At 58.8% G+C, this 23,910-nt stretch carries 24 protein-coding genes; 10 read left to right on the forward strand and 14 right to left on the reverse strand.

Going from position 1 to position 23,910, the window contains the following annotated elements; all coding sequences use genetic code 11:
- Nucleotides 1-66 precede the first annotated feature (66 nt).
- The 4 genes from KF767_06380 to KF767_06395 form a co-directional block, all read right to left on the reverse strand.
- Nucleotides 67-1,050: an ATP-binding protein gene (locus KF767_06380; GenBank protein MBX3017493.1), complete on the reverse strand. Its 984-nt coding sequence runs from the start codon at nucleotides 1,048-1,050 to the stop codon at nucleotides 67-69.
- A 149-nt stretch (nucleotides 1,051-1,199) separates the two neighbouring features.
- Entirely contained in the window at nucleotides 1,200-2,177 is a 978-nt protein-coding gene (locus KF767_06385; protein MBX3017494.1) for a VWA domain-containing protein, read from the reverse strand.
- A gap of 224 nt (nucleotides 2,178-2,401) precedes the next feature.
- Complete coding sequence (locus KF767_06390; GenBank protein ID MBX3017495.1) at nucleotides 2,402-3,178, reverse strand: DUF4339 domain-containing protein; 777 nt, start codon at nucleotides 3,176-3,178, stop codon at nucleotides 2,402-2,404.
- Nucleotides 3,179-3,480: 302 nt separating this feature from the next.
- Nucleotides 3,481-5,247 (reverse strand): hypothetical protein, encoded by a 1,767-nt coding sequence (locus tag KF767_06395; protein ID MBX3017496.1) that lies wholly within the window; start codon nucleotides 5,245-5,247, stop codon nucleotides 3,481-3,483.
- Between the two features lie 149 nt (nucleotides 5,248-5,396).
- On the opposite strand from KF767_06395, the gene KF767_06400 reads away from it, so the two are divergent.
- Complete coding sequence (locus KF767_06400) at nucleotides 5,397-5,702, forward strand: terminase small subunit (GenBank protein ID MBX3017497.1); 306 nt, start codon at nucleotides 5,397-5,399, stop codon at nucleotides 5,700-5,702.
- 99 nt (nucleotides 5,703-5,801) lie between these two features.
- Here the strand turns inward: KF767_06400 and KF767_06405 are convergent, their stop codons facing one another.
- Complete coding sequence (locus KF767_06405) at nucleotides 5,802-7,262, reverse strand: MFS transporter (protein ID MBX3017498.1); 1,461 nt, start codon at nucleotides 7,260-7,262, stop codon at nucleotides 5,802-5,804.
- A gap of 172 nt (nucleotides 7,263-7,434) precedes the next feature.
- Here KF767_06405 and KF767_06410 point away from each other — a divergent pair, with 172 nt between their 5' ends.
- Both KF767_06410 and KF767_06415 read left to right on the forward strand, forming a co-directional pair.
- On the forward strand, nucleotides 7,435-8,475 hold the full coding sequence (locus tag KF767_06410) for an FUSC family protein (GenBank protein ID MBX3017499.1): 1,041 nt from the start codon (nucleotides 7,435-7,437) through the stop codon (nucleotides 8,473-8,475).
- 42 nt (nucleotides 8,476-8,517) lie between these two features.
- Entirely contained in the window at nucleotides 8,518-8,865 is a 348-nt protein-coding gene (locus KF767_06415; GenBank protein ID MBX3017500.1) for a GFA family protein, read from the forward strand.
- A 16-nt stretch (nucleotides 8,866-8,881) separates the two neighbouring features.
- On the opposite strand, the gene KF767_06420 is transcribed toward KF767_06415, so the two are convergent.
- Genes KF767_06420 through KF767_06455 form a run of 8 tightly spaced genes read right to left on the reverse strand, consistent with a single transcriptional unit; the run spans nucleotide 8,882 to nucleotide 14,357 of the window.
- The gene (locus tag KF767_06420) at nucleotides 8,882-9,214 is read right to left on the reverse strand and encodes a hypothetical protein (GenBank protein MBX3017501.1); all 333 of its coding nucleotides are present in this window, start codon (nucleotides 9,212-9,214) and stop codon (nucleotides 8,882-8,884) included.
- Nucleotides 9,214-9,876, reverse strand: a complete 663-nt coding sequence (locus KF767_06425; protein MBX3017502.1) for a hypothetical protein — start codon at nucleotides 9,874-9,876, stop codon at nucleotides 9,214-9,216. The genes KF767_06420 and KF767_06425 overlap by 1 nt, the downstream gene beginning before the upstream one ends.
- 34 nt (nucleotides 9,877-9,910) lie before the next feature.
- Entirely contained in the window at nucleotides 9,911-10,600 is a 690-nt protein-coding gene (locus KF767_06430) for an RNA pseudouridine synthase (GenBank protein ID MBX3017503.1), read from the reverse strand.
- Complete coding sequence (locus KF767_06435) at nucleotides 10,597-10,998, reverse strand: acyl-CoA thioesterase (protein ID MBX3017504.1); 402 nt, start codon at nucleotides 10,996-10,998, stop codon at nucleotides 10,597-10,599. The genes KF767_06430 and KF767_06435 overlap by 4 nt, the downstream gene beginning before the upstream one ends.
- Nucleotides 10,995-11,999: a phosphonate ABC transporter, permease protein PhnE gene (gene phnE, locus KF767_06440; protein ID MBX3017505.1), complete on the reverse strand. Its 1,005-nt coding sequence runs from the start codon at nucleotides 11,997-11,999 to the stop codon at nucleotides 10,995-10,997. Before phnE ends, KF767_06435 begins: the two co-directional genes overlap by 4 nt.
- A gap of 43 nt (nucleotides 12,000-12,042) precedes the next feature.
- Nucleotides 12,043-12,807, reverse strand: a complete 765-nt coding sequence (gene phnC, locus KF767_06445) for a phosphonate ABC transporter ATP-binding protein (protein MBX3017506.1) — start codon at nucleotides 12,805-12,807, stop codon at nucleotides 12,043-12,045.
- The gene (locus KF767_06450) at nucleotides 12,807-13,760 is read right to left on the reverse strand and encodes a phosphate/phosphite/phosphonate ABC transporter substrate-binding protein (protein MBX3017507.1); all 954 of its coding nucleotides are present in this window, start codon (nucleotides 13,758-13,760) and stop codon (nucleotides 12,807-12,809) included. Before KF767_06450 ends, phnC begins: the two co-directional genes overlap by 1 nt.
- Nucleotides 13,761-13,799: 39 nt before the next feature.
- Entirely contained in the window at nucleotides 13,800-14,357 is a 558-nt protein-coding gene (locus KF767_06455; GenBank protein MBX3017508.1) for a hypothetical protein, read from the reverse strand.
- Nucleotides 14,358-14,437: 80 nt separating this feature from the next.
- Here KF767_06455 and KF767_06460 point away from each other — a divergent pair, with 80 nt between their 5' ends.
- On the forward strand, nucleotides 14,438-15,232 hold the full coding sequence (locus KF767_06460) for an HAD family hydrolase (protein MBX3017509.1): 795 nt from the start codon (nucleotides 14,438-14,440) through the stop codon (nucleotides 15,230-15,232).
- Here KF767_06460 and KF767_06465 read toward each other — a convergent pair.
- The gene (locus KF767_06465) at nucleotides 15,219-17,951 is read right to left on the reverse strand and encodes a zinc-dependent metalloprotease (GenBank protein MBX3017510.1); all 2,733 of its coding nucleotides are present in this window, start codon (nucleotides 17,949-17,951) and stop codon (nucleotides 15,219-15,221) included. The genes KF767_06460 and KF767_06465 overlap by 14 nt on opposite strands.
- Before the next feature lie 116 nt (nucleotides 17,952-18,067).
- Here KF767_06465 and KF767_06470 point away from each other — a divergent pair, with 116 nt between their 5' ends.
- The 6 genes from KF767_06470 to KF767_06495 form a co-directional block, all read left to right on the forward strand.
- Complete coding sequence (locus KF767_06470; protein ID MBX3017511.1) at nucleotides 18,068-18,733, forward strand: methyltransferase; 666 nt, start codon at nucleotides 18,068-18,070, stop codon at nucleotides 18,731-18,733.
- A complete protein-coding gene (gene hrpB, locus KF767_06475) occupies nucleotides 18,730-21,216 on the forward strand; it encodes an ATP-dependent helicase HrpB (GenBank protein MBX3017512.1) in 2,487 nt (828 codons plus the stop codon). Before KF767_06470 ends, hrpB begins: the two co-directional genes overlap by 4 nt.
- A gap of 112 nt (nucleotides 21,217-21,328) precedes the next feature.
- A complete protein-coding gene (locus KF767_06480; GenBank protein ID MBX3017513.1) occupies nucleotides 21,329-21,559 on the forward strand; it encodes a hypothetical protein in 231 nt (76 codons plus the stop codon).
- A gap of 214 nt (nucleotides 21,560-21,773) precedes the next feature.
- Complete coding sequence (locus KF767_06485; protein ID MBX3017514.1) at nucleotides 21,774-22,340, forward strand: hypothetical protein; 567 nt, start codon at nucleotides 21,774-21,776, stop codon at nucleotides 22,338-22,340.
- Nucleotides 22,341-22,390: 50 nt separating this feature from the next.
- Nucleotides 22,391-22,975: a hypothetical protein gene (locus KF767_06490; GenBank protein ID MBX3017515.1), complete on the forward strand. Its 585-nt coding sequence runs from the start codon at nucleotides 22,391-22,393 to the stop codon at nucleotides 22,973-22,975.
- A gap of 515 nt (nucleotides 22,976-23,490) precedes the next feature.
- A partial coding sequence (locus tag KF767_06495) for a DUF222 domain-containing protein (protein MBX3017516.1) occupies nucleotides 23,491-23,910 on the forward strand: 420 nt, incomplete at its 3' end.

Here is a 23,910-nt window from a genome sequence, read left to right on the forward strand (position 1 = left end):
GGTATTTGGAAGTAATAGATGCTTGAGATTCGTCCTAGGATTCGACAACGCCCACCTCTAGTAAGGTTATCTCCTAGAGGTTGCTCTCTCTTCAAGGCACTTAACAACTAGGTCCGTGTTAAGAGATACTAATTCGTCATCCAACACAACCAGCTTAATTGCGTCTTCACACGCTCTGACGAGATCCGCGAAGCTAAGGCCAGAAATTGAGCTTGCAAGCGTCTCGTAGTTAACGTTCGTTGTGTCGAACATACTAAATTTGCTTTTGAAAATTTCAATGGCCGAATCGTGTTTAGGAAGCTGGTATTCGATAACATCATCAAATCGTCTGAATAACGCCTTATCCAGAAGCTGAGCATTGTTTGTTGCGGCAACAATCAAACTATCGGAACTACTTTGCTCGAGAAATTGGAGAAATGAGTTCAGTACGCGACGTATTTCGCCCACGTCATTTGTACTAGTGCGATGAGATCCAATAGCATCGAATTCATCGAAAAAGTAAACTCCGCGCACTCGAGCAATATTCTCGAAAATCAGTCTTAATTTCGATGCCGTCTCTCCCATGTACTTCGTAATTAGTCCATCGAGCAGGATCGTGTACAAAGGAAGATGGAGTTCACCAGCCAAAGCAGAAGCCGTAAGCGTCTTGCCTGTGCCAGGAGGACCGTGGAGTAGTATCTTTCTTCTAGGTGTTAAGCCGAATCGCTCTAACTTCAGTTTCTGTCTTTGCTCCAGCACTACGCGACACAAACGAACTTGGGTTTCCTCAGGCAATATCACTGAGGAAAGTTGCTCTTGGGGATGGGCTACTGAAAGGAGACCAGCGAGTTCCCCCCTAGGCTGGGTAATGCTCAGAGTGTTTGATCTCGTATTTTCGCGACCAGTCTCTTCTTTCGCCTCGTCGATAATTGAGCGAAGATCTTCAGCCAACTTTGAGTGACCTTGCCTGGCTGCTTGCGCAGCCATCTGCATTGCAACGGAATAAAATCTGGAGTCATCACGCTCAGCATGACTTCTAATGAGTGCCTTAATTTGGTCTGCGCTGGCCATAATTTTCTGCTCTCATTTTAAGCTTACTGTTAAATATGCCAAACGCAATAAACCATGTCGATTCCAATGTGGTCAAATCCAGTTAAGCATTCGTGCAGTCCGACGAACTAGACCGCATGCCCGGAGCCGGTGCCTAAGCGCTGCCTAGTCTACATCGCTTCCGCGGGCTTGAAGTCGATCAGGATTTCGGCGTCGGCGGAGGGAACCGCGGTGCCGTTGAAGCGGATGAAGTTGCCCTCGGCGAAGTAGCTCCAACCGTTTTTGTCATCTTGAGCGAGTTTGACGCCGTTCACGAAGACCGTCAGGGTTTCGAGCACGGGTTTGCGGTCCAGCGGGAAGTCGGTCATGACTTCCACGATCCGGGCGCGAATGTTGTTCACCGCTTGATCGAGGCTCGTCTTACAGATCGATTCGTTGCGACCGCCCGAAGCGCGGACCAGATCCATATAGCGGAGCCCCGCCTCTTTGAAGTCGGCGGTGGTGCGGCAGTCGGCGTCGATCGAGACGACCCCGATGAAGTTCGCGATCCAGCTCGGCTGGTTGTTCTTATACATCGGCTTCAGCTTATTCAGGAAGTTCACGTAGCTCGCGGTCGAACCCGTCGAATAGTCATCTTCGTTCGTCAGGAAGATCAGGACGAGGAGCGCATCTTCGCGGAAGAAATCTTTGTGCGCACCGTTCAGATTCGACGACGAGAGCACGCTCTGGATGCTTTCCAGCCCCCGCTCCAAATCCGAACCGGTCTGGCCGACCTTCACGCGATTCGAAAGGACGGTTTTCAAGTCGGGTGTCCGCGGGGTCACGAAATTCGGCGAGCCGATCAGATCGCCGCCCGTCCCTCCGCTGCGCATATCCGAGGTCGTGATGCCGATGTGGTAATCGAGTTTCAAAGCGTCGAGCTTGTCGATCATCGCGGGAACCTGCTGCGCGAACTTGTTTTGGTACTGAAGCATGCTCGATGAATTGTCCATCATGAAGAGGACGTCGACTTTGTTGTTGTAGGTCACGATCTGACCGAAGGCGCGTTGCTCTTGCGGCAGATCGAAGTTCTGCGCCGAACACGCCATCAGCGCTGAGCCCAGCAGCACCAATCCCGCAAGACGTACATACGAAGTCGAAGTTTTCATGGTTCACTCCCCGGAGGCCCGCCACAGACGCACGCCTCCACTTGATTCATCGGCGTAACCCCCGCCGAACTGCATGATTTCCCACGAGTTTGTTTGCGCGGAAGTGTCGAAGTGGTGCCATCCGCCCCGCGCGATGCCCGAAAAGCAAGAGGCCACCCGAAGGCGGCCTCTTGTTTCGGTCTTTGAATTTCGGTGCGGCTTACGCCGCCGATTCCTGGCGCAGCCTAAGCCGCGACTTTCTCGGTGTAGTCCTTGATTGCCGCTTGGACGGTGCGGTTGATCGAGGTGAATTTCACGCCGTACGAGGGGCCGCCGCTTTTCGTTGTCTTCGACACGACCGTGCAGATCGCGTTGAAGGGCGGAACGCCGTCACCCGGCTTGAAGTGCAGGAACAGAGTTTGTCCCGGCTGCAGATCGGGGTTGTCGATCTTCAGACCCGCGCCCCCGGCGCTGATCTCGATCGTTTCGCCCTTCCACACCTTTTTGTTATTGTGCACGATGATCGAAGCGCCGTAGTTCGCACGCGCATGACGACGGCGGAAGAAAACCTCCTGCACGTCGGCTTGGCCCGACTCTTTCAAACCGCGGATTTTCTCGGGTTTGAACTCTTCGACTTCGGCCACGCGGGCCCAAGCGGTCATCGAAGGATTCCAAACGTAGTCGAATTCATAAAGGTTCTTCTCTTGAAGCATGCGCACGAGCTCGACGTAAGAGAAGGGACCGTAGCGGTTTTCGGCTTTCAGCACGAACCACTCTTTGTCGCCGGGCTGCGTGGACCCCTGAGGCGGAGGTGTCGAGGGCGATGCCGTTTCCTTCACGGGCGGCACTTCAGTTTGGTAGTGCGCCTTGAATTCGGCGTGATCCATGATGAAAATCCAGTCTTCTTTGGCTTCATCATAAATATAGTCGCTCCAACCCAACGCGTGAGTTTTGAGCTGCTTCATGATTTCATCGGTCGGCCACGGACCCATCTGCTGACCTTCATGCGACACGTAGTACATCGTCCACTCCTCGAAAATTAAGACCTGACCCCATCTCTATCGGAGAAGCTGGACCAGACTTAAATCCCCAAGGCCGGAAGTCTTGAGATCTTCTTGGGGTTTCCGGAAAGTGACGAAGTCGTGGACGACGGGCCCACACGCCTTTGCGGACGACGCCCATTCCTTCGACGAAAAACCGCCATGTCTCAGAAGTAGCCGCTCACTTTCTGAAACGCGGCTCGTCCAAAAAGCAAACGGCAGGGTTTAACCCTGCCGTCGCATCGCGTTTCAAGAAGTAACCGGCTAGGCGCCCCCGGCTACCTTTAGCGGACCGAAGTCAGGAAAGCGCGGATATTGACGGGAGCCTGCGAAGTCACGCCGACACCGGCCGAGATCGCGGCGCCGTTTTGCATTTCGCTCAAAGACCAGCCCATTTTCTTTTCGTAAGGACGCTCCAGCGAGTTACGAATCGATTGTTGAGCCTTGTACCAAGCGTCTTTCGTCGCCGACTGCTGGCACGAAGCCAGTTCCGAAGAGGAAGTCGCGCCCATACGCTGCTCGATGCAGTGGTAGGGATCGAAAGACATCGCGTACAGACGCTCGACGAAACCTTGGAAGTCCATCGAAACACCGCGACCATCCGACTTCGTGTACGAGAGCTGGCACGCCGCCGAGCTTTCGTTGTACGCGCGGAGCATATCGCCGACGAGGTCGTTACCGCTGTACACGACTTTCGCGTCACGTTTCTGGTACAGGTCGTACATCCGCTTCACGTCGCTGTAGAATTCCGCGATGGCGGTCTTCAAACGCGCGTCGCGCGAGGGTGTCGAGTAGTCTTCCCACTCGCCCGAAGTTCCGTAGATGTTGCCGGGCAGACGCTCGTTCGGCATCGACTTGCGGTCGATTCCTTTGGTGACGGCTTCTTTCACCGACAAGATACGGTCTTCCATCATCAAGCAGAGCGTATTCATCGAAGCTTTGATCTCTTCGACGGGGTGGTACTTCACGGCACCCAGGCTCATGCGGGCGCGGACGACGTCCACGTAGCGCGAAGAGGGCAAGATCCCGTCCGAAGTGCTCCATTTCGCCGTCGAGAAACCACCTTTGTTCGGTTGGTCGCCGACGAACTGCTCGAGCGAGTAACCGGGAGCCTCTTTGTTCGAAGCCGCGACCGTTTTACCGTTCACGATCTTCAGCGGACGCCAGTTTTTGAAGCCGCCGCCTTGAACGATCAAAGTCGCGCGGAAGGCGCTGTTGTACTCAACGCGAGTCACCGAGTTGTCGGGGTGGGAATCAAGCAAGATGATCTTGCCGTTCTTCTCGACCTTCGCGACCGTCGCGATGTGACCGTTCGGATCATACAAGACGGTTCCGGGACGGATATTTTTGCGGTTGATCGCCACGTGGTAGAAGTCCGAGTACATTCCACCATCGACATCCAAACGCGAATCCACGCGGAAGACCGCCGAGTAAACGCTCTGGACGGTCGATTTGATGAACTGATAACCGTTGGTGCCCGAAGTCACCGACCAACGCTTCGAAATGTAAGTGCCTTTCGGAGCGTACTTGATCTCGGACTCGCGATCGCTCGAGTCACGTTTGCTTGCGACCAGTGCCGATTGGAACGGAAGTCCGTTGTGGAAGGCGAAATACGAACGGAGCAGATAGGGGAAACGTCCGCAGTCCGCGTACCAAACCATGCCCGATGGATCCTTGTCGCGGTACCAGTTGCCTTTACCGGCCATACAATTGGGGACGGACTTACAGCCCGACTCATAGATGCTTTCCACGAATTGCGAGAACTTGAGTTCATCCGCCTCGGTCCAAGCGCTCTTCACGATCTTCCAGGGCACTCCGCCCTTCGTGAAGGCTTGCACGGTTTGTCCCGATTGGACTTGGCCGTTCAGACCGTTCATACCCTGCTGGCGTTGCTGCTGAGGCTGTTGGCGCACTTGGGGTTGTTGAACTTCCTGGCGATTGCCGCGGAACAGGAAATCCAGAAGGCCTTGCGCCTGCGAGGTCGCGGGGATCGCCATCATCATTCCGACGACGGCCGCAGTCATCTTCGACTTACGAATTCTGGGCTGCATGAGATTCCTCTCTCTGTTGTGTTTAAAAGTGTCCGGACCGCGTAGTTCAAAACCCGCGCCAGACAAAGCCCCGCCTGTATTGGAAATGGCGCTACGGGTGGCCCGTCGAACTCGTGGACACAGGTGCCGCGCTTGGGCCACACTGGGGCATGCGTATCCGCCAAATGGGCTTCTCGTCGCGACTCAAAGCACACCGGAATCTACTGACCCTAGAGACCCTCAAATTTATCGTGGAATATCTCGAGGACGGGAACGCCCGCCAAGCCGCGATCCGCGCGGGAATCCCCGAAACCTACGCCGCCCGTCAGGGCGCGTGGCTCAAGAAACTCCCGCTGGTCAAATCCATCTTGGAGAACGATATCGACGACCGCGACCGGGCCGAACTCCGCCGCCACCTGCGCGACATCCAAAACCGCATGAACGACTGCGCCCGCATCCTGGGACTCGAAAGGTAGAAGCTACCTTTTGGTTTCGCAGTTGCTAAAGAGGTGCGAAATCACGGGGGATAACGCACCTGCGAGACTGGCCGTCCGCCACCAAAGGGAAGAAGGTACCTATTTGACCTTAATCTTCTCGACTTCGGCGAGGTACTTCTTTGTGCCTTCGGGAAGTTCGCGCCAGAGCTTGATCGCGAAGAACAGGCCCAGCAGCGTGAACGGCATCAGGAACGCCGGCCAGTAGTGCCAGGTGTCGTGCATGATGATCGCGCCCAGGACGAACTCCTGGAACGAGGAGCCCATCTTCGAGAAGCCGTCGGCCACGCCCGTGGCGGTGGCGGCGCCTTTGCGGCCTCCGAAATCGGCGGTCGCGGTGCCCGACATGATCGAGTGAACCCCGATCACGGCCATCATGATCATGATCGCACTGACACCGACGACCATCGGGTTGTGACCGATGGTCAGCAGCATCGCCAGCGCGGCGACGAACATCACGGCCTGCATGATGCCGGCAACCGGCGCACGGCGCGAGTGGAAGTACTTATCCGAGACCCAGCCCGCGATGAACGCGCCGACGATCCCGGTGACCATCGCCCACAGTCCCCAGTTCTGCATGATGTTGTCCACACCCATGCCGGTGTCTTTGGCGAACAGACGGTACCACTTCATGACCCCGTCACGCAGGACGCCCGACGTGAACTCGATCACCCCGATCATGAGCAGAACCCGGTTCGTCATGACGGCCTTGATGACCTTCCACCAAGTGTTCAGATCGGCTTCGCTTTGGCCGTGGGAGGCATCGTGGGTTTCCAGTTTCCCGAAGCCCGCATCATCCGGCGAGTCCTTGATGAGGATCATGTCGATCAGCGCCCAGATGATCAAAAGCCCCGCCGGGATGAAGAACAAAAGCCAGAACGAAGGCACGCTCGTCGAAGGCGAGACGAACAGGAACTGCATCCATTCGCGGAACAAGCCCGCATCGGGATCCGCGTTCAGCTTCACCGCACGGACGATGGCTTCAGTCCAGTCGAAGGCGAAGTAAACCCCGAGCGAAATCAAGGTTCCGAAGATCGCGCCGAACGTCCCGCGCTCACGCACGTGGAACCAGAACGACTTCACCTTGATCGTCGAGATCGCCCCGAAGCTCTGGAAGAACATATTCAACGAGTAGAAAGCCGCCAGCACGGGAACGATCGGGAGCGCCGTGGGATCGTGCAGATAGATGTAGAGCGCCCAACCCATACAGATATTGAAGATCGCGGCACCGAGCGCCGCCATGATCATCCCCTTCTTGCCGCCGATGCGATCGACGAAGGGTCCCGTGGTGAAAAGAGCCATGGCGTAAACCAAGAATCCCCAGCCCGAAATCTGCGCCTTCTCGGCTTTCGTGATGACTTCGGCCGTGGCGAGCGCATCCAGATTGTAGCGCGCCAGATAGATGAAGGCGTAAGTCATGCCGAGAGGGAACCAGCTCAGGAACCGGCGCCAGACGAACTTCTTCGAGTGCTTCATGGGATTGCGGTAGAAATAAAGAGAGATCACATAGGTCAGCGCGAAGCTGACGATGAAAAGCTGCATCCCGAAACCCCCGTTGATTGAGAGGGTAAAGGGGTATCGAGCGGGGTGAAATGAGTCAACGAACTCGGACCGCCGAAGCGAATTGAGCGAGAAGCCCCGCAGAACGCCCGATTTTTGGGCTAAAATAAGGCCTGTTGGACGCCCACGCGGAGGCGCGTTAAAGTGGCAACGTATGGATGAGCGTTGGAGATCCCACGGCCGCGCACTACTGAAGTCGAATCCCGCCCCCGTCCCCTGGGCCCGCATGGCGATCTGTGCGTGCGCGACCACCGCGCCCCTTCTCGTCGGCTGGTGGCAAAGCCATCTCGACGCCGCGATCTTCGCCGCCTTGATCGGCTACTTCGTTTCGCTGAACGACCATCTGGGCACGCTTCTGCACCGGCTCCTTATCGCGGCCCTGACCTTTTTCATGATCACGCTGGGTTTCACCGCGGGCGCGCTTCTGCACGGAAACCTCGCGGGCTATCTGCTGGCGGTCGTAGTTCCCATTTATCTGTTAGGTCTACTGGGCGGACTGGGAGCCGAGGCCGAACGGATGCTGCTATTCGGAACCATCTCGGTCGTCGTGGTCACGCACCAACCGCTGCCCACCCCCGAACGCGAGGCCTTACTGTACGGATACGCGCTCTTCGCGTACCTCACCGTCATCGTCGGCATGATTTTGTCGGCGGGTTATCTGCGTGGACGTTCGGAAAGTTTCGTGACCCTGCGCGAGTCCGTACGTCGCATCTTCACCGCGAACCGCGAACGCCATCTTTACGCCCTGAGTTTCAGCGCGGCGACCTTCGCCGCGATCACGATCGAAGAGACGCTCCATATGGAGCGCGGCTACTGGATGGTCGTAACGGTCATGCTCGTCCTGCGCCCGGATCATCGCGAAAGCCTGTACCGGGTCGCGCACCGTTTCGTCGGCACCGCCGTGGGCGTGCTCGCGGCCGAGCTCCTGTTGTTCGCGTTCCCTTATCCGGCTTTTTTGATCGGCGGCATCGGGCTAAGCGCCTACCTGCTGCCCTACGCTTTGAAACGCAATTACGCGGTCGCTTCGTTCGGAGTTTCCATTTTCGTGGTGTTCCTGCTCGCGCTGCCGCAAGAGCCACGCGTTGACGTGCAGCTCGCGCTGACGCGCTTCCAGGCGACGCTGTACGGATGCCTGCTCGCGGTCATCGCGGTGGGCGCTTACCGCCTCCTGCGAACGCGGGTGCTACGGACTTGATCGCCCGAGCGATTCGACCTATCGTCAAGCCCGGAGGCCCCCATGCGCTACACCGGAAGTTGCCATTGCCAAGCCGTGAAATTCGAAATTGAAACCGAAATCAAAGACGTCATGTCCTGCAACTGTTCGATCTGCCAGCGTCGCGGTCACTTGCTGGCCTTCGCGCCGATGAAGAACTTCAAAATCCTCGCGGGAGAGTCGGCCCTCAAAGACTATCAATGGGGCCAAAAGCAGATCCACTTCACGTTCTGCGGAACCTGTGGCTGCGCACCTTTCGGTCGCGGAGAATCTCCGGAAGGTCCGATGGCAGCCGTGAACGCGCGCTGCCTGGATGGCGTCGATCTCGATACTTTGACCGTAACCAAATTCGACGGACGCCATCTGCTTTAGACGAGCGAGATCGCCCTTACTCGGCCAGCGTGACGATCTCGCCCGTGTGGGCGTTGACCTCGAGCTTGATTTTCTTTTTGGATTTGAGCTTATCATCCAGGAAAGTTTTAAGCTCGGCGCTCGAGTCGGCGGACTTCGGAAAACGGTAAAGCCCCGCCTGCCCCTCGATCTGGATGAAGAAGTTGACGCCCTCATCAAAGTAGCGAACCAAGGCCCCTTCGTAGGTCAGATGGGTCGACGCCATATGGCGTTTGTAACCTTGCAGTGTCTTCCCCTTCGCCACCGGAGCTTTTCCCCCAGCGAGCGCCGCGCTCAAAATACAAAACGTGAGGACCAAAATGGATTTCATCAATGGACTCCTTCTTCCGCGGCCGACGAAGCGGCGGGCTTCGCCACCGGGGGACGACGCTCCAGCGGACGGTAACGCTCGAACGTGTAATGGACGTTGTTCAAAGTGTCGCGCGACCAGTAACCGGCGTCTCTTTGATTCGGGAAATGCTGGAAGCGGCTGGTGAAGTAAGTTCTCTCGATCCGCGGCGTGAAACCGCCCTCCGACGCCGGAACTTGATCGAGCATCCGCTGGTTCCATTCGTCCACGGTGACGGGACGATCGAACAGCGACGGATCGAAAACCATTTTCTTCACCGAGCCGTCGGCCTGACGAACCTCGATGATGGGCGCGACATGATAACCCCATTGCACCAAGGGATATCCGGGATTGCCCGTGCGGACCTGAAGCATTCCGTGCGTGAAGACCTTGCCCATCGTCAGCCCTTGCTTTTGCGCGATCCGCGCCATGGCCGTTGCCCGGGCGTAGCAGCCATCCATCGGGTAGTTGTAGGGAATCGAGGTCTCGCGCTGAAAGCGCGTGAACAGCACGCGGGCGCGCTCCATCGAAATCGTAGAAACCTCACCCATCGGATCATTCTGCACGGCCCGGTACGGCGGCACCTGCCCTTGCGCATCCGAGAGGCCACCCCAAAGGACGAAAAACAGAAAAACGAGTTTCATCCCTTTGAGCATAAAGGATGCGGCGGGCTTCGCGCTACCGGACTGAAGTCGGGGCAACGAGCTTGGCGAACTCTTCCGGAAGCGGCGCCTCGAAAGAGTGGGGCTCCCCGCGCCAGACGAACTCGAGTCGCCAAGCGTGGAGCATCATCCGCGAAACGCCGTAAGTCTCGGTGACCTTAGCGTTCAGCGCGTCCCGTCCGTAGCGCGAATCGCCCACGATGGGGAGCTGATGAAAGGCCGCATGTTTACGGATCTGGTGCTGGCGTCCGGTTTCGATCGTGAATTCCACATCCCAGAAGAACTCGGTCTCGCCGGTGACTTTTCCGTGGGTGACGGCCTCGATCCGCTCGCGGGGATGGCCCAGGGGATTTTGCCGGCCTTCGGCACGGTCGCTCAACGCATCCCGAAACGTGAAGGCCTGGGCCGTCCCGCCCGTCTTCCCGAACCACGCCGCGGGATCGCGGGGGGACTTCACGATGGCGCGGTAGATTTTGCGCGCGCTGGCCTCGCCATGAAGCGCTTGGGTCAAGGACTCGACCGCGGAAGGCTCGGTCACCGCGACGACCAGCCCGCTGGTTTCACGGTCCAGACGATTCACGAAGTGGAGTTTCGGAAATTCCCGCGTGACCTGCTCGAGGAGCGAGGGCTTCTCGTTGTGCACGCTCATGCCGGCGGGTTTGTCGAAGACGACCAGGTCCCCCGCGCGCCGCAGGATCAAACTCATAGTCCGACGGCCTTCATCCATTCGGGCGTCGCCGTGATGAGTTTACGCTCTTGCAAATCGAAGAGGCCACCGGTGAAGCGGGCCTCGCAACAGACGTCGCCTTTCGCGTTCAGCATTTTCTGCAAGAGCACGAAGATCTTCCCCTGGTAACTTTCCATCGTGGTGGTGACCGTGATGGTCTCGCGCAGGCGAAGCTCTTTCTGGAATTTGAGGTTCACTTCCAGGATGACGGGACCTTTTTTGAATTCGTGAACTTGTTTGAGGCCGTAACCGTTTTTCGTGATCAGGTCCCAGCGCGCCTCTTCGAAGATTGAAAGGTAAGCGGCGTTGTTCACGTGCCCGAAGGTATCCAGATGAAATTCGCGAATTTGAACCGGATACTCGAACACTTGACTCACTTCAAAGCCTCCCGGACGTAGGCCGAAGCCGTGTCCATCAACCAAACCACGAACGCGATGACGATCACGATCGTGCCGACCTCGGCCCATTTTCCCTGCTGCTGGTACATGAACAGCAAGGTGCCGATACCGCCTCCGCCGACGAACCCCACGATGGTCGCCATACGGATGTTCGTATCCCAACGGTAAATGGTATACGAGATGAAGGGAAGCACGACTTGCGGAACCATTCCGAACCAGATCGTTTGCAGGATGCCGGCGCCGGTGCTCTGCACCCCCTCGATGGGGCCGTCCGAGACACCCTCGACGAACTCCGAATACTGTTTCGCCAACGAGACGACGGAATGCACCCACAGCGCGAGCATCCCCGCGAAGGGTCCGATCCCGACCCAGACCGAAAAGACAATGGCCCAGATCAACGCCTCGACCGAACGGGTGACGTTCATGAACAAACGCAAGGTCGCGTAGATCGCAAAGGCCCAAGGTTCGCGCATCACGTTCTTCGCGGCCAAAAAGCAAAGCACGAAGGCGACGGGCACCGCCAGCGCGGTCGCCATGAACGCCATGAAAATGGTCTCGATGACTTTCGCCACCGCACGCGGGAGCAGCGCCCAATCGGGATTCATGAAACTATCGAAAATCCGCACCGCGCCCTGGAAGCCATCGCGGTCCAAAAATTCCGTGACCGAAACCGCCGTCACTTTCGCGCCGACGATGAACGTTACCAGCAGGAAGATCGCGAGCTGCCAGCCCACGAAGGTGCGGTACCACGGCACCGCCTCGCGTTCGGTGAAATCACCCTGCCCCGGTTTCGGGAAAAGCAAATCGCCCAAGGTCCCGACGTCGCGGGCATGCAGCGCGACGTTCAGGATCAAGCCGCCCAACAGCAGCACTCCGAAGACCGTCGCGTTCCGGGTCAGCATCAACATGCCGTCCTCATCCACGCGGAAGATCACGATCAGCGCGACCGCCGCCAGATAGGCGTAGATCACGGAGTCCATGATGTGGCGACGGATGGCGCGGGTCAGTCCTTTGTTCAGCAGTTTATTCGGTGCTGATGTCACGCGCGGCCTCCCCGTAAATTTTGCTGAACCATTCGGTGGTGATCTCTTCGGGTTTGCCTTCGAAGACGAGTTCCCCACCCCGCAACGCGATCACGCGGGTCGCGTACTCACGCACGAGACTCAGAAAGTGCAAATTGCAAATCACGGTCACGCCCCGTTCGCGGTTCACCTTACGCAGATAATCCATGACGGTGTGGCAGGTCGCGGGATCAAGACTTGCGACAGGTTCGTCCGCCAGCAGAATTTCGGGTTCTTGCGTGAGCGCGCGGGCGATGGCCACGCGCTGCTGCTGTCCACCCGACAGCTGATCGGCGCGCACGCCGGACTTGCCCGCGATACCGACGAGCTGGAGCGCCTGGCGCGCGAGTTCTTTATCGCGCGCGGTGAACAGGCCAAAGACCGAACGCCAGGTCGAGGTGATTCCCAAACGCCCCATCAGGACGTTCGACATCACGCTATGGCGCGGGATCAAGTTGAAGCTTTGAAAGATCATCGCGATCCGTCGACGCACGTCGCGCAGCCGCTGCCCGCCGGGAATCGACGCGATGTCTTGATCGTTAAACAAGATTTGCCCCGAGGTCGGCTCGTGCAGACGGTTCAGGCAACGCAGCAGCGTCGACTTCCCCGAGCCACTGAGCCCGATCACGACCAAGAACTCGCCCTTCTTCACGTCGAAGCTCACGTCTTTGAGTGCGCGGGTTCCGTTCTCGTAGGTCTTGGAGAGATTGCGGACTTGCAGGATCATCAGCTCCCCTTCTTCATCATGCGATCGACGGCGTCGCCGACGGTTTCGATCATCTGGCGGACGGGTTCATAGTCGGCGTCGCTCGCGCGCTTGAGGTCCGTCACGCCGAAGATCTTATCGAAGGCCACCTTGCCCTCGGGCGTATGGATGAAATCGATGAAGGCCGCGGTGATCTTTTCCTTCATTTCGGCGGGCACGCCTTCGCGGAAGATGATGGGGTCGTTCGGAATGCCTTCCGACAATTGCAGGATGCGGATTTTCTGTTCCACGTCGGGGTACTGGGTTTTCACCAAACGGCGCGCGTCCTGGATTTCGCCACCGCCCGCCGCCAGTTCACTGGCGCTCCCACTGGGTGCGACGTAGAAGGTCGCTCCGGCATCGACCGTGCCCTGATAGACCATCATGATGACGCTGTCGTGTTTCCCGGCAAAGACGATCTCTTTCGGATTGATGCCCGCGTCTTTCAGCATTTTCATCGGCAGCAGATAACCCGAGGTCGAGCCCGCGTCGACGAAGGCGATTTTTTTGTTTTCGAGATCCGCGAGCTTCTGGATGGGACTGTCGTTTTTCACGACGAACTGGGCGTAGTATTTGTCGGTGCCGAAACGAATGACCGTGATCCCCGCCGTCACGCCGTACTTCTGCCGCGCCGAAAGATAACCCGCCGTATTGATCGCGGCCACATCCGCGCGCTTCGTGCCGAAGCTTTCGACCACGGCGATGTAACTCTGCGGAACCGAAATTTCGTAGTGGTAGGGAGTGACTTTTTCGAGGTGTTGTTTCAGCGCGATGGAGTTGTCCTCGATCACTTGCGCGTCGACGGCGGGCGTGAAGAAGAGTTTGACCGGATTCTGGGCGCTTCCCAATTCGCCTTTACGGCTCAAACAGCCGCCGAGGGAAAGCGCGCAGACCAAAAGAAAAATCGCGTTTCGAAAACTCACGCGCTCATCCATACGGTGGTGCCCCACCCAGGACAAGGCGTTCACTCCGCATCATTGTCCAGAATACGTCAGACCGCGTCCCGTCGCGAGAGTCGTCCCACTGACGACACTCCCCCGAAAATCACGAGGCAATTCGGTGTTTTCCGCGCCCAGCAGCGTGAGGTTGGCGATGGGGGATTCCATCGAGGTCACCTGACCGCCGACGCTGATCAGGTTACCGCGAAAACTTTCGAGCACCCGCTCCACACTTATTCCACAAAGATAGACGTTGCCTTGAAAAGCACCAAGGCTTGTGACTTTCGCGTTCGGTGTTTCCCCGATCAGGACAAGGTTCCCCGAGCCCGCGATGGAGTCCACCTGATCGGCCTTCGCGACGAAATTCGCCGTGCCTTCCAGCTTCACTCCCGTCGGCAAACGTTTCGTCACGACTTGCGCACGAAAATCCGCGCAGGTTTTCGCGGCGGCTTCCAAACGCAGCTTCACATCCCCCGCGTCCATCGCGCTGACGGGATCTTTGACCCGCAGTTGTCCCGCGGTCGTGCAGTTCTGAAAAAGAACCAGCAGCACCGCGGTCGAACAAAATAGAAAGCCGTAAATTACGAAACGCATCGGGCTCGAGCTTCCCCCGAGCGCGGCGAAAAATCACGGCGGATTTGACGCCCGGGGGGCTTCCATCGTTGAATCGGGGAATGAATTCACGCTCGGCTCCCATTCTGCAACACATCCTGCTTGAAACCGCCGAGCGCCGCCACCGGGGCGAGCATCTGATGATGGTTTTCGACCTGGATTCGACCCTGTTCGACGTCAGCCCCCGCATCCAACGCATCCTGCATGACTTCGCCGGGCAGGCGGATATCGTGGCGCTGGATCCCGTCAATGCGGCCCTGCTGGCGTCACTGAAGGCCGAACGCCACGACTGGGGCATCCGCACCATCGTCGAACGCGCGGGCCTGCACCTGAAAAATCCCGAGCTGATCAACCGGGCCCGCGAGTTCTGGATTCGCCACTTCTTTTCCAATGAGTATCTGCGTTTCGATCAGCCCCTGCCGGGCGCCGTGGATTTCGTACGTTTCGTCGAAGCCCTGGGCGTGAAACTGATTTACCTCACCGGACGCGACACTTCGAAAATGCTGAGCGGCAGCCTAGAGGGCCTACGCGCGCACCGATTCCCTTTGGCCGCGGACGGCGCGGAACTCGTGATGAAACCCGCGACCGGGATCGAAGACCACGCCTTCAAAGAGCAGTGGTTCGACGCGATTCCCAAGGGCACCCATGGGAAAATTTGGTTTTACGAGAACGAGCCGGTGAATCTGGACAAGATCCGCGTCCGGCATCCCGAGGTGGAGCTGATCTTCGTGGACACCACCCACTCGCGAAAAATGCCGAGCCCGAGCGATCTCCGTACCATCGACGATTTCCGCGTCGACTGGGCGGCCCTCGCGAAGAGCCTGCCGCCCATTTACACGAACTTTATTCCTCGCTAGTCGCCGCTTTCGGCTCGGCCTTCGCGAAGGCCGCCTCCAAAGCTTCCAACCGCGCGAGTTCCCCTTCGACGAAGGCTTTCGCTTCCGGCGCCGCCGCAACCGACTTTTCGGTGTAAAGACGACGCAGTTCCGCGGTTGCCAGCGGGGCCGCGTCCGGGATTCCCCAAGCGGCGTAGACGGCGTTCAGTTCGGTCTTCAGCGACGCGAGCAACGTCGCCTTCAGCCCCGCCTCGGCGTTGGGATTGTAGCGTTCATCAAAAAGTCCCGCGAACTCTACGAACAATGCGGGCGCGAACAGACGCTGGGGCACTTCCACCCTGACCCCATCCGCAACGGCGACAAGCTTGCGACCGGTCTCGGCGCGCGCGAGCGCCAACGACAGGTCCAAGACCTGCGGCATCTGCGCTTTCAGTTTCGGGAAGTTTTGGTACTTCACGACCTTCTTTTCCGGTTTGCCGGTGGCGGGGTTCGGCACCAAACGTTCGGGTCCGGGGAAGGCTTGAGTCAAAACGACGAAGCCCGTCTGGAACGGATTTTTACCGAGCTTCACCTCGAAGAACTTCTCTAGGCGTTGGGTTTCCACCGAGGACAGATCGTAGGCGATCTGGTTGAAGTTTTGCCCCTTCTGGAACTTCGGCGTGGCGACCATCGCCTTCAGCTGACGGCTCCAGTAAGTTTGATCCAAGGCGCGCACGCCGTTCGCGTCGGTGGTGAACGGCAGCGCCAGTTCGAACAAAGCCACCAAGCCGACTTCCTGAGCCTGGGTTTCCCAGGCTTCCTTCTGCGCTTTTTCGGCGGCGGCGGGCTCTTCCCAGTTTTTCAAGTCTTTGGTGTCGTGGGTTTTCTGGCGCTCGCTGAACAGCGCGCGGGTCCCCACGAAATCACCGATGGCGGGCGTGTTCGCGACGAGTTTTTCTTTCGCGTTCAGGACGTCGTCAAGATCGACCACGGTCTGCGCGTCCGGGCGAAGCGCGTTCACGATCTGCGCGAAGTCGCGCCACAGACCGCGCCCCCGCAACCAAGCGTCGGTGACGATCCCGAAAGCCACCGGGTGGCGGGCCGAATCGAAAACGTCGCAGCCGATGGATTTCAGCTCGGGCGTCATGTGATCGTCGGTGCAGAAAGGCAGGCTCTTCTTCGATTCGTCGCCGCGATAACCCCAGGCAACGACGCTTTCATCGTAGCTCAGAACCCCCGACTGGATGAACTTCCCGTTCATCACGTCGTCGATGGCGTTGGAATAATCCATGATCGAGGTCGCGGTCGGGAGCGCCGCGATCGCGCCCGTCTTCAGGAACTCGCGCGTTTTTTCCAGATGCACGGCCTCGTCGACGCCGTTGTAGAATGAGCCCGCGAAGTTATGCCGCAGACCCATGACGTGACCCATTTCGTGGGCGACGACCCCGCGAATGACGTGGGGAAGGGCCTGTTCAGTCAAAGCGCCCGGCGCGCGTTCGGTCCAGATGCGACCGGCGTCAGCATGGTACGCGCAGGATGAAGCGAGAGGTTTTGCGCCCGCGGGATGGGGATGCACGCGCGGGTCCACCCGACGTGACAGCGAACCTTTCAGGTCTTCGTAACTTTGTCCCGACAGCATCCAGCTCGAGGTCATGAAAATCTGGCCCTGGATGATTTCGCCCGTCAAAGGATCGGATTGAAAGCCTGCGTACGCGAAACCCGCGTCACGCCAGTCCACCCAGTGCACCATCACGGTGCGCTCTTCCAGACCCGTTTGCGGCGAAACGCCGGTTTCCACTTTCAGGATGTCGCGGCCCAGGACGCGATTCCAGTACTCGATGCCTTCACGCACGGCCGGAATCAGATGCGCGGGCACGTTTTGCGAGATGCGGACGCGGATCGGTCCGCGCTCGGGCGACGTGTCCCAACGCAGGATGGCCTCACGCGGGGCGGCCGAGCCGGCCTGACCCATCAGACGTGTGAAGTAACCGAAGCCCTTCGAAATTTTCGACCAACGGGGCTCGATGTTTTTCTTCGCCACGTCGTAAGGACGCAGGACGAGATCCATCGTCATCGTGCTGTCGCGCATTTCCGAAATGCCGACCTCGCCGCCGTCCTCGGGGGTCAGCTGCGAGGGATCTTTGCGGAAACGGAGAACCGCTTCGCGCACGCGCGAGACCTGACGCACGCGCAGGACGTTGTTTTTGAATTCCGCGGCGTCGATGAAACTCTGTACGACGTCGAGCAGCTGATCCGTGCCTTCGGTGAACAGACGGCGCGCCCCGGGCATCGCGCCCGCGTAGGGCGAACGCGCGACGATGGCGCTCAGACCGTAGTTCCAATCAAAGTAAACGTAGTCCGCCGTTTCGTAGGCGACGGGGAAGGTCTGCACCAGATTATCGGTGGTGATGTCCTCGTAGATACGGGCGACGTTCAACTCGAAAAGCCCGACCTGCGCGCCCGCCAGTTTGAAGTACACCACTTGGGGCTCGAACAGGCTGACGTGGCCGGCGGCGCCGCCCGAACGCAGTTGCGGGATCAGCAAGAAGTACTTTTCGAGCGAGCTTTTCTTCAGCCCAATGACGAAGCCGCCGGGACGGGTTGCCCCCGCGCGGCCCGAGGTCGTCACGTCAAACGAAGCGTCGATGGCCGCCGGAGCGGGGTCGATTCGAAAACCCGATGTTTGTGAATTGTGGCAGGCCACGAGGCCCATGGAAACCGCGACCAATGCGGTCGATGCGCACTTCGTCCAAAGCGACATACTCCCCCCCGGGAACACGTAAAACGATGGCTTTGATCTAGGAGGTTTGGGGGCGGGGAACAAGTAAAATTGACCTCGCCTCACCCGCTTTCTTCGGGTAAATAGAACACTGCACTATGCCGCTCACTCTCGTACCCACACCCATTGGACATCAGGACGATTTCACCCTGCGCGGGCTCGAAGCGCTACGTGCCGCGACCCACATCATCGTGGAGGAACGCAAAGAGTCCACCCGCTGGTTGCGCGCCCACGGGATCACCAAGGGCAGCTACGAAACGCTGAACGAGCACTCCACGCCCGACGATCTGCAAGAGCTGACCGCCCTGTGCCGCGAGCACGAGGTCGCGCTGATCACCGACTGCGGCACGCCGGGTTTCTGCGATCCGGGGGCGGATCTGGTCCGCGCCTGTCGCGCGGCGGGAATTCGCGTGCGGGCGCTGCCGGGGGCGAGCAGCCTGATGACCCTTCTGAGTTTGAGCGGCGAACGTCTGGACGAATTTTTGTTCCGCGGTTTTTTGCCGGTGAAAACCGAAGAGCGCGAACCCGCATGGAAAGCGCTCGCGCGTGAAAACCGCGCGGTCGTTCTTCTGGAAACTCCCTACCGCTGCAAGAAGTGGATTCAGGAGGCCGCGCAGTTTCATCCGGACCGGCGTTTTCTGATCGCGCTCAACCTCACGCAAGACAATGAGCTCGTCGTCGAGGCGAAAGGCCGCGAGCTCCCCGGCAAGGTTCCGGCCGAGAAGGCGGAGCTGATCGCGCTCATGTATCCCGGAGCCAAATGAGACGCATCGACCTGCCTATCGACGAGCATCTACCCGCGCTGACGGAACTCATCGCGAACGAAAATCTCGTTTTGATGGCGGCGTCCCCCGGCTCGGGGAAGACGACACGACTTCCCCCCGCGCTGCTGCGCCGACTTCCCGGAAAAATTCTGGTGCTCGAGCCCCGCCGGATCGCCGCCGTCACCGCCAGCCACCGGATCGCGCAGGAAGAGGGCGTCACGGTCGGTGACCTCGTCGGTTACCAGATCCGGTTCGAGGACAAATCCTCGAAAGCCACGCGGCTTTTGTTCCTGACCGAAGCGCTTTTGCAACGCAAACTCCAGGACGACCCCGCCCTCGAAGGCGTGGACTGCGTGATCCTGGACGAATTCCACGAGCGTAGCGTGCACACCGAAACCGCGCTCGCCTTGCTGCTCGAACTGCAAGAGAACTTCCGCCCCGATCTGCGGATCGTGATCATGTCGGCCACACTCCAGATCAGTGAGCTGGAGCGCGCCCTTCCCCGCGCCAAGGTTTTCGAAGTCGTCGCGCCCCCGCATCCGCTCGAAGTGCGTACGGACGCGCGCGCGATGATTTTGCGTCCCGGTCCCGACTGGTACGACCGGTTGGTGGAAAAGGTGCGCGAGGGTTTGAACGATTCGCCCGGACGAAAAGACGTCCTCGTTTTCCTGCCCGGTACGCGCGAGATCCAAAACCTGGGCGAGCGCCTGCGTGAGAAAAAGATCGACGCCACGGTTCTGCCTTTGCACGCGCAGCTTCCGGTCGCCGAACAGCTCAAGGCGCTCACCCCCACGCCGGGCCGTCGTCGCGTGATTCTGGCGACGAACGTCGCCGAAAGCGCACTGACCTTGGATGGGGTCGACACCGTCATCGACTCGGGCCTCGAGCGGATGCAGCAACTTCATCATAAAACCGGTTTTCCCTCGCTGGATCTGGTGCGCATCTCGCACGCGTCCAGCGTGCAGCGCGCGGGTCGCGCCGCCCGCCAAGGGCCGGGCCTGGCGCTCCAGATGTGGAGCGTGCACGACGAGCGTTCGATGCCGTTCGAACGCCCGCCCGAGATCCACCGCATCGACCTCAGCGAACTGACCATGACGCTCGCGGGACTACGCGTACTGGATCCCGCGAAGATGCTGTGGCTGGATCCACCGCCACCGGAGCGCTGGAAAAAGGCGCGTTTATTTTTGCGCGAACTCGAGCTCATCGATAGCGATGGGCGTTTGACCGCGCTCGGTGAAACGGTGAACCGCTATCCGCTGCATCCGCGCTGGGGGAAACTGCTGGCCGTGGCGGTCCAAAAGGGCGCAGGTCGGTTGGGCGCACGGGTCGCGGCGCTTTTGCAATCCTGGGGACAAGAGGGACGGCCGTTTCAAGATCTGGAGCTGGGCCTTCATCAATACGGCGGCGGTCCCGCACGCTTCTCGTGGAGTCGTCGCACGGAAGAGCAGCTCCTGCGCCTGCTTCCCCGCGCGGGTGAACAAGGGCGCGAGGATCACCGACTTCTGGAAGAGATGATGTACGCCGCATTCCCCGATCGGCTTTCGCGCCGACGCCCGCAACAGGATTTGAGCGCGGTCATGGTGGGCTCAGGCGGAGCGGATCCCGCTCCGCGTGGACTGAAACTGCCGCCAGGGCCCTGGGCCGCGACGGGACTCGACGTCTTTTTGGCGTTAGAACTTATCGAAGGTTTGGCCGACAACGACACCCAGTGTTCGCTCGTGTTCAAGCTGTCACCGTCATTCGTCCAAAGCGCGGTTCTTCCCCGCGCCGAAAAAATCCGGACGGTGGAATGGAACGCCAAAAACCAAAGCTTCGAAGTCACCGTAGGCCCGCGTCTGCGCGGGCTGTGGCTGAGTGAACCCCACCGTGAAACCGCGCGACCCGAAGATGTGGCCGACGCCCTGGTCGACGTGGCCCTGGGTCGCTGGTCCGAGATCGTCGCCCGCAATGGGAGCGTCAAGGACTGGCTGGCCCGCTACCGGTTTTACATCACCCATCGCAAAGACGGCGTGGGACTGGACCCGTCCGCCGAACAACTCCGCGAGGTTCTGACCTGGGCCACCCAAGGCGAGAAGTCCTTGAACCCGCTTTGGGAGAAGGACTTTTCCATAATTTTGAGCTCGGTCTTGCTGGCGGAAGAGGCGCGCGCTTTCGACAAAGCCTGCCCCGCAAGCCTTGTCACCCCCCGGGGACGACAGGTTTCCATTCAGTATCCCGAACCCGGAGGCAACGCCGCCCCCCTCGTGGAAGTCAGAATTCAAGATGCCTTCGGATGGCCAGAAAGCCCGAAGATCTGCGGGGTTCCGCTCGTCGTCGACCTCTTGGCGCCGAACAATCGGCCCGCCCAAAGGACCCAGGACCTGAAGGGGTTTTGGAGTTCGAGCTACAAAGACGTCCGCAAAGACCTGCGCGCCCGTTACCCCAAACATGCCTGGCCGGAAGACCCGATGGCTCCGGAAGACGACTCCAAGAAGAAGAAGTAACCACCAACTTAACATCACGCACAAACTCTTTCCAAGGTCAGGGGCCAGGTTCAGACTTTGAACGAAGAACTCCAACCAAGTTCTGAACTACCCTTCAACTAAGGAGAAGGAAATGAAAGCGATCGTATTGGCAATCGTCTCGTTGTCGGCATGCGCAGCTCTGGCAAACTCGCCCGCAGCTCCCGCAAAACCCACCACCACCACTACAACCACCACCACTGCTCCCGCAGCTGATGCACACGCGGGTCACGATGCTGTGAAGCACGACGACAAGTGCGCAGGCAAAACAGGTAAAGACCTGGATACTTGCAAAGCGACTGAAGCGAAAAAACTGAAGAAGTAATTCGGCGGGGCTCACGCCCCACCAGACTTCTCTCTTTGAAAGGGTGCCTTCGGGCGCCCTTTTTTATTTGTCCCACGTTGAGACACTCCTTCGATCTGAGGACGCGCCGATCTGAATAGTGTTCCAACATATGTCGTTTTCCCGGTGCCCCATCTCCTTCTGAATCGCCTCGGGCTGGCCGTCAGGTTGCATTTCCCTAACCGGGGGACTCGCCATGATTCATCGTCTGATTTTCTTGATTTGCACTCTGGGAGCGATTTCCGTCGGGGCGCAGACCATCGACATCGAAGCGATGCGTTCGCTGAAAATCGATCATGCCGCGAAAAGGGCCATCGAAAAATGGAATCCCCGTTTCACGACCTACGAAATGAACGACTATCCCGCACCGGTGCGGGAACTTTTCACCGCACGCGCGCATGAGCTGCCCATGGCCGCACGCGGAGACTTCAACGGTGATGGCTCCATCGACTATGCATTTATGGGTCACGACGCGAAGAAAACTTACTTCGTCTTCGTGCTGAAATTCGCCTCGGGTTACAAAGTGAAAGTCGCACGCGCCGAGAAATATCTGGATCCGCGTCGTTCGTCGATCCAGAACGGAAAGTCCGCCACGCCCGGGCTTTCCATTTACATCGGACTTGCGGACCAAGAAGACAGCGCTCGGGGACGCTCCCAAGGGCGAGTCCTTTTCATCGAGTCCTTTGGCGGCGCAACCCGCCTGTACCAAGTGCGCGGCGATCGTCCCGCGCTGATCCCCGAACTTTTCGGAAAAGCTCCCTAGGCCTCGCACGATGCTTGTCAAAGCCGAGGCCCGCCCTCCAAGATAAAGGGATGGATCCCATTTTTTCGGTGGCGCGGACGGTGCGTACGCCGCGCCAAATGCAGCAACTTCTGTACGGCTTCAACTACAACAAAAATGCGACGATGTATTCGGCGGCGACCGCACTCCATCGTCGCGAAGCCCACTGCATGGAAGCCGCCCTCGCCGCGGCGGCCGTACTTGAAGTTCACGGTTACCCGCCCATCATCATGAGCCTGGAATCCCACGACCGCCTGGATCACGTCGTCTACGTCTTCCGTTCGCAAGTGACCGAGGGCCTTTACGGGGCGATCGGCCGCAGTCGCGACGAAGGTTTGCACGGCCGTCCGGCGATTTTCCCAAGCCCGCGGGCCCTGGCGGCCTCCTACCTCGATCCATATGTCGACCTCACCGGTCGTATTCGTGCCTACGGGCTATTCCATCTCGACGAGCAAGGCTACGATTGGCGCCGCTCGACACGGAACTGCTGGCCCACCGAGAACTACCTGCTCGCGGCGAAGCACACGCCGCTCGATATGACGGACGCACGTTACACGCGACTCCTCACGGCCTACCGCAAGCGCGGACCGATGCCCCGCCAGGATTTTTGGTGGTGAATTCTTTCGTACGACAGGGCGGGGTCTAATCTCCCGGCAGGACTCAAAAACTTCGGCACCATAAGAATGAGCGACATCCCGACCGAAACACCAGGATCCGGAAGCGATGTCTTGGCTTTTGAAAGAGGCTCGCGACGCGATCGACCGGATCGGGAGACTGGGACATCCCGCGAGACGGCGGAGGTCGCGTAAAACCACACGAGGCCCGTGCGCACTTCCGAATCGGAAGTAAATCGGCGGAAGCCTGTCATGAAGAAGAGAATCAAAATGCGATGTGACAAAGTTGTTCTTGACGGGATTTCGGGCCTCTCACCAGCCTGCGTGAGAGGAACGTTTTCCAACGATGAGGCCGGACGTGCATTCTCAATTTCGAGCGCACCCAGGTCCTATAAGCGAATGTCACAGTGGATTTTCATCCTTACCCATGCGCCGATACCCTTGGCAAAAAACTCGAAAATCACGCTTTAGAAACCCGTGATACACAGATCCTGTCTTGTCGCAGAAAGGATCTGAATATGAATCTCGCGAATCTCACCGACGTCAATCTTTTGGCTCGTTTCGAAAAACTCGTGCGCACCGAACGCAAGATCACGCACTTGGTGCTTGAATGCATTCTCGAGATCGACCATCGCAAGCTCTATCTCGACCAAGCTTACCCAAATCTTTTTGAGTACCTCACCCAAGCCCATGGCTATTCGGCGGGATCGGCCCAGCGACGGATCTCGGCTGCGCGGCTTCTCGGTGAAATCCCTGAAGTCGCTTTGAAGATCGAAGAGGGACGGATCAATCTGTCCCAGATCGCGCTCGCCGCACAGACGATCAAAGCAGCCGAAAAGCGGTTCGCGGTGAAGATGGAGGGCGAAGCGAAACTTGAGCTTCTTGAAAAGTTGGAAACCAAAAATTTCTCCGAAACTCAACGGATCCTAAGCCAAGAG

The organism is Pseudobdellovibrionaceae bacterium (assembly GCA_019637875.1).
Taxonomy (GTDB): Bacteria; Bdellovibrionota; Bdellovibrionia; order Bdellovibrionales; family Bdellovibrionaceae; genus JAHBUW01.

What these genes read in the sequence shown, in the direction of transcription:
- KF767_06380 (MBX3017493.1), bottom strand. Translation starts at nt 1,050, where the DNA reads ATGGCCAGCGCAGACCAAATTAAGGCACTCATTAGAAGTCATGCTGAG.
- KF767_06385 (MBX3017494.1), bottom strand. Translation starts at nt 2,177, where the DNA reads ATGAAAACTTCGACTTCGTATGTACGTCTTGCGGGATTGGTGCTGCTG.
- KF767_06390 (MBX3017495.1), bottom strand. Translation starts at nt 3,178, where the DNA reads ATGTACTACGTGTCGCATGAAGGTCAGCAGATGGGTCCGTGGCCGACC.
- KF767_06395 (MBX3017496.1), bottom strand. Translation starts at nt 5,247, where the DNA reads ATGCAGCCCAGAATTCGTAAGTCGAAGATGACTGCGGCCGTCGTCGGA.
- KF767_06400 (MBX3017497.1), top strand. Translation starts at nt 5,397, where the DNA reads ATGCGTATCCGCCAAATGGGCTTCTCGTCGCGACTCAAAGCACACCGG.
- KF767_06405 (MBX3017498.1), bottom strand. Translation starts at nt 7,262, where the DNA reads ATGCAGCTTTTCATCGTCAGCTTCGCGCTGACCTATGTGATCTCTCTT.
- KF767_06410 (MBX3017499.1), top strand. Translation starts at nt 7,435, where the DNA reads ATGGATGAGCGTTGGAGATCCCACGGCCGCGCACTACTGAAGTCGAAT.
- KF767_06415 (MBX3017500.1), top strand. Translation starts at nt 8,518, where the DNA reads ATGCGCTACACCGGAAGTTGCCATTGCCAAGCCGTGAAATTCGAAATT.
- KF767_06420 (MBX3017501.1), bottom strand. Translation starts at nt 9,214, where the DNA reads ATGAAATCCATTTTGGTCCTCACGTTTTGTATTTTGAGCGCGGCGCTC.
- KF767_06425 (MBX3017502.1), bottom strand. Translation starts at nt 9,876, where the DNA reads ATGAAACTCGTTTTTCTGTTTTTCGTCCTTTGGGGTGGCCTCTCGGAT.
- KF767_06430 (MBX3017503.1), bottom strand. Translation starts at nt 10,600, where the DNA reads ATGAGTTTGATCCTGCGGCGCGCGGGGGACCTGGTCGTCTTCGACAAA.
- phnE (MBX3017505.1), bottom strand. Translation starts at nt 11,999, where the DNA reads ATGGACTCCGTGATCTACGCCTATCTGGCGGCGGTCGCGCTGATCGTG.
- phnC (MBX3017506.1), bottom strand. Translation starts at nt 12,807, where the DNA reads ATGATCCTGCAAGTCCGCAATCTCTCCAAGACCTACGAGAACGGAACC.
- KF767_06450 (MBX3017507.1), bottom strand. Translation starts at nt 13,760, where the DNA reads ATGGATGAGCGCGTGAGTTTTCGAAACGCGATTTTTCTTTTGGTCTGC.
- KF767_06455 (MBX3017508.1), bottom strand. Translation starts at nt 14,357, where the DNA reads ATGCGTTTCGTAATTTACGGCTTTCTATTTTGTTCGACCGCGGTGCTG.
- KF767_06460 (MBX3017509.1), top strand. Translation starts at nt 14,438, where the DNA reads ATGAATTCACGCTCGGCTCCCATTCTGCAACACATCCTGCTTGAAACC.
- KF767_06465 (MBX3017510.1), bottom strand. Translation starts at nt 17,951, where the DNA reads ATGTCGCTTTGGACGAAGTGCGCATCGACCGCATTGGTCGCGGTTTCC.
- KF767_06470 (MBX3017511.1), top strand. Translation starts at nt 18,068, where the DNA reads ATGCCGCTCACTCTCGTACCCACACCCATTGGACATCAGGACGATTTC.
- hrpB (MBX3017512.1), top strand. Translation starts at nt 18,730, where the DNA reads ATGAGACGCATCGACCTGCCTATCGACGAGCATCTACCCGCGCTGACG.
- KF767_06480 (MBX3017513.1), top strand. Translation starts at nt 21,329, where the DNA reads ATGAAAGCGATCGTATTGGCAATCGTCTCGTTGTCGGCATGCGCAGCT.
- KF767_06485 (MBX3017514.1), top strand. Translation starts at nt 21,774, where the DNA reads ATGATTCATCGTCTGATTTTCTTGATTTGCACTCTGGGAGCGATTTCC.
- KF767_06490 (MBX3017515.1), top strand. Translation starts at nt 22,391, where the DNA reads ATGGATCCCATTTTTTCGGTGGCGCGGACGGTGCGTACGCCGCGCCAA.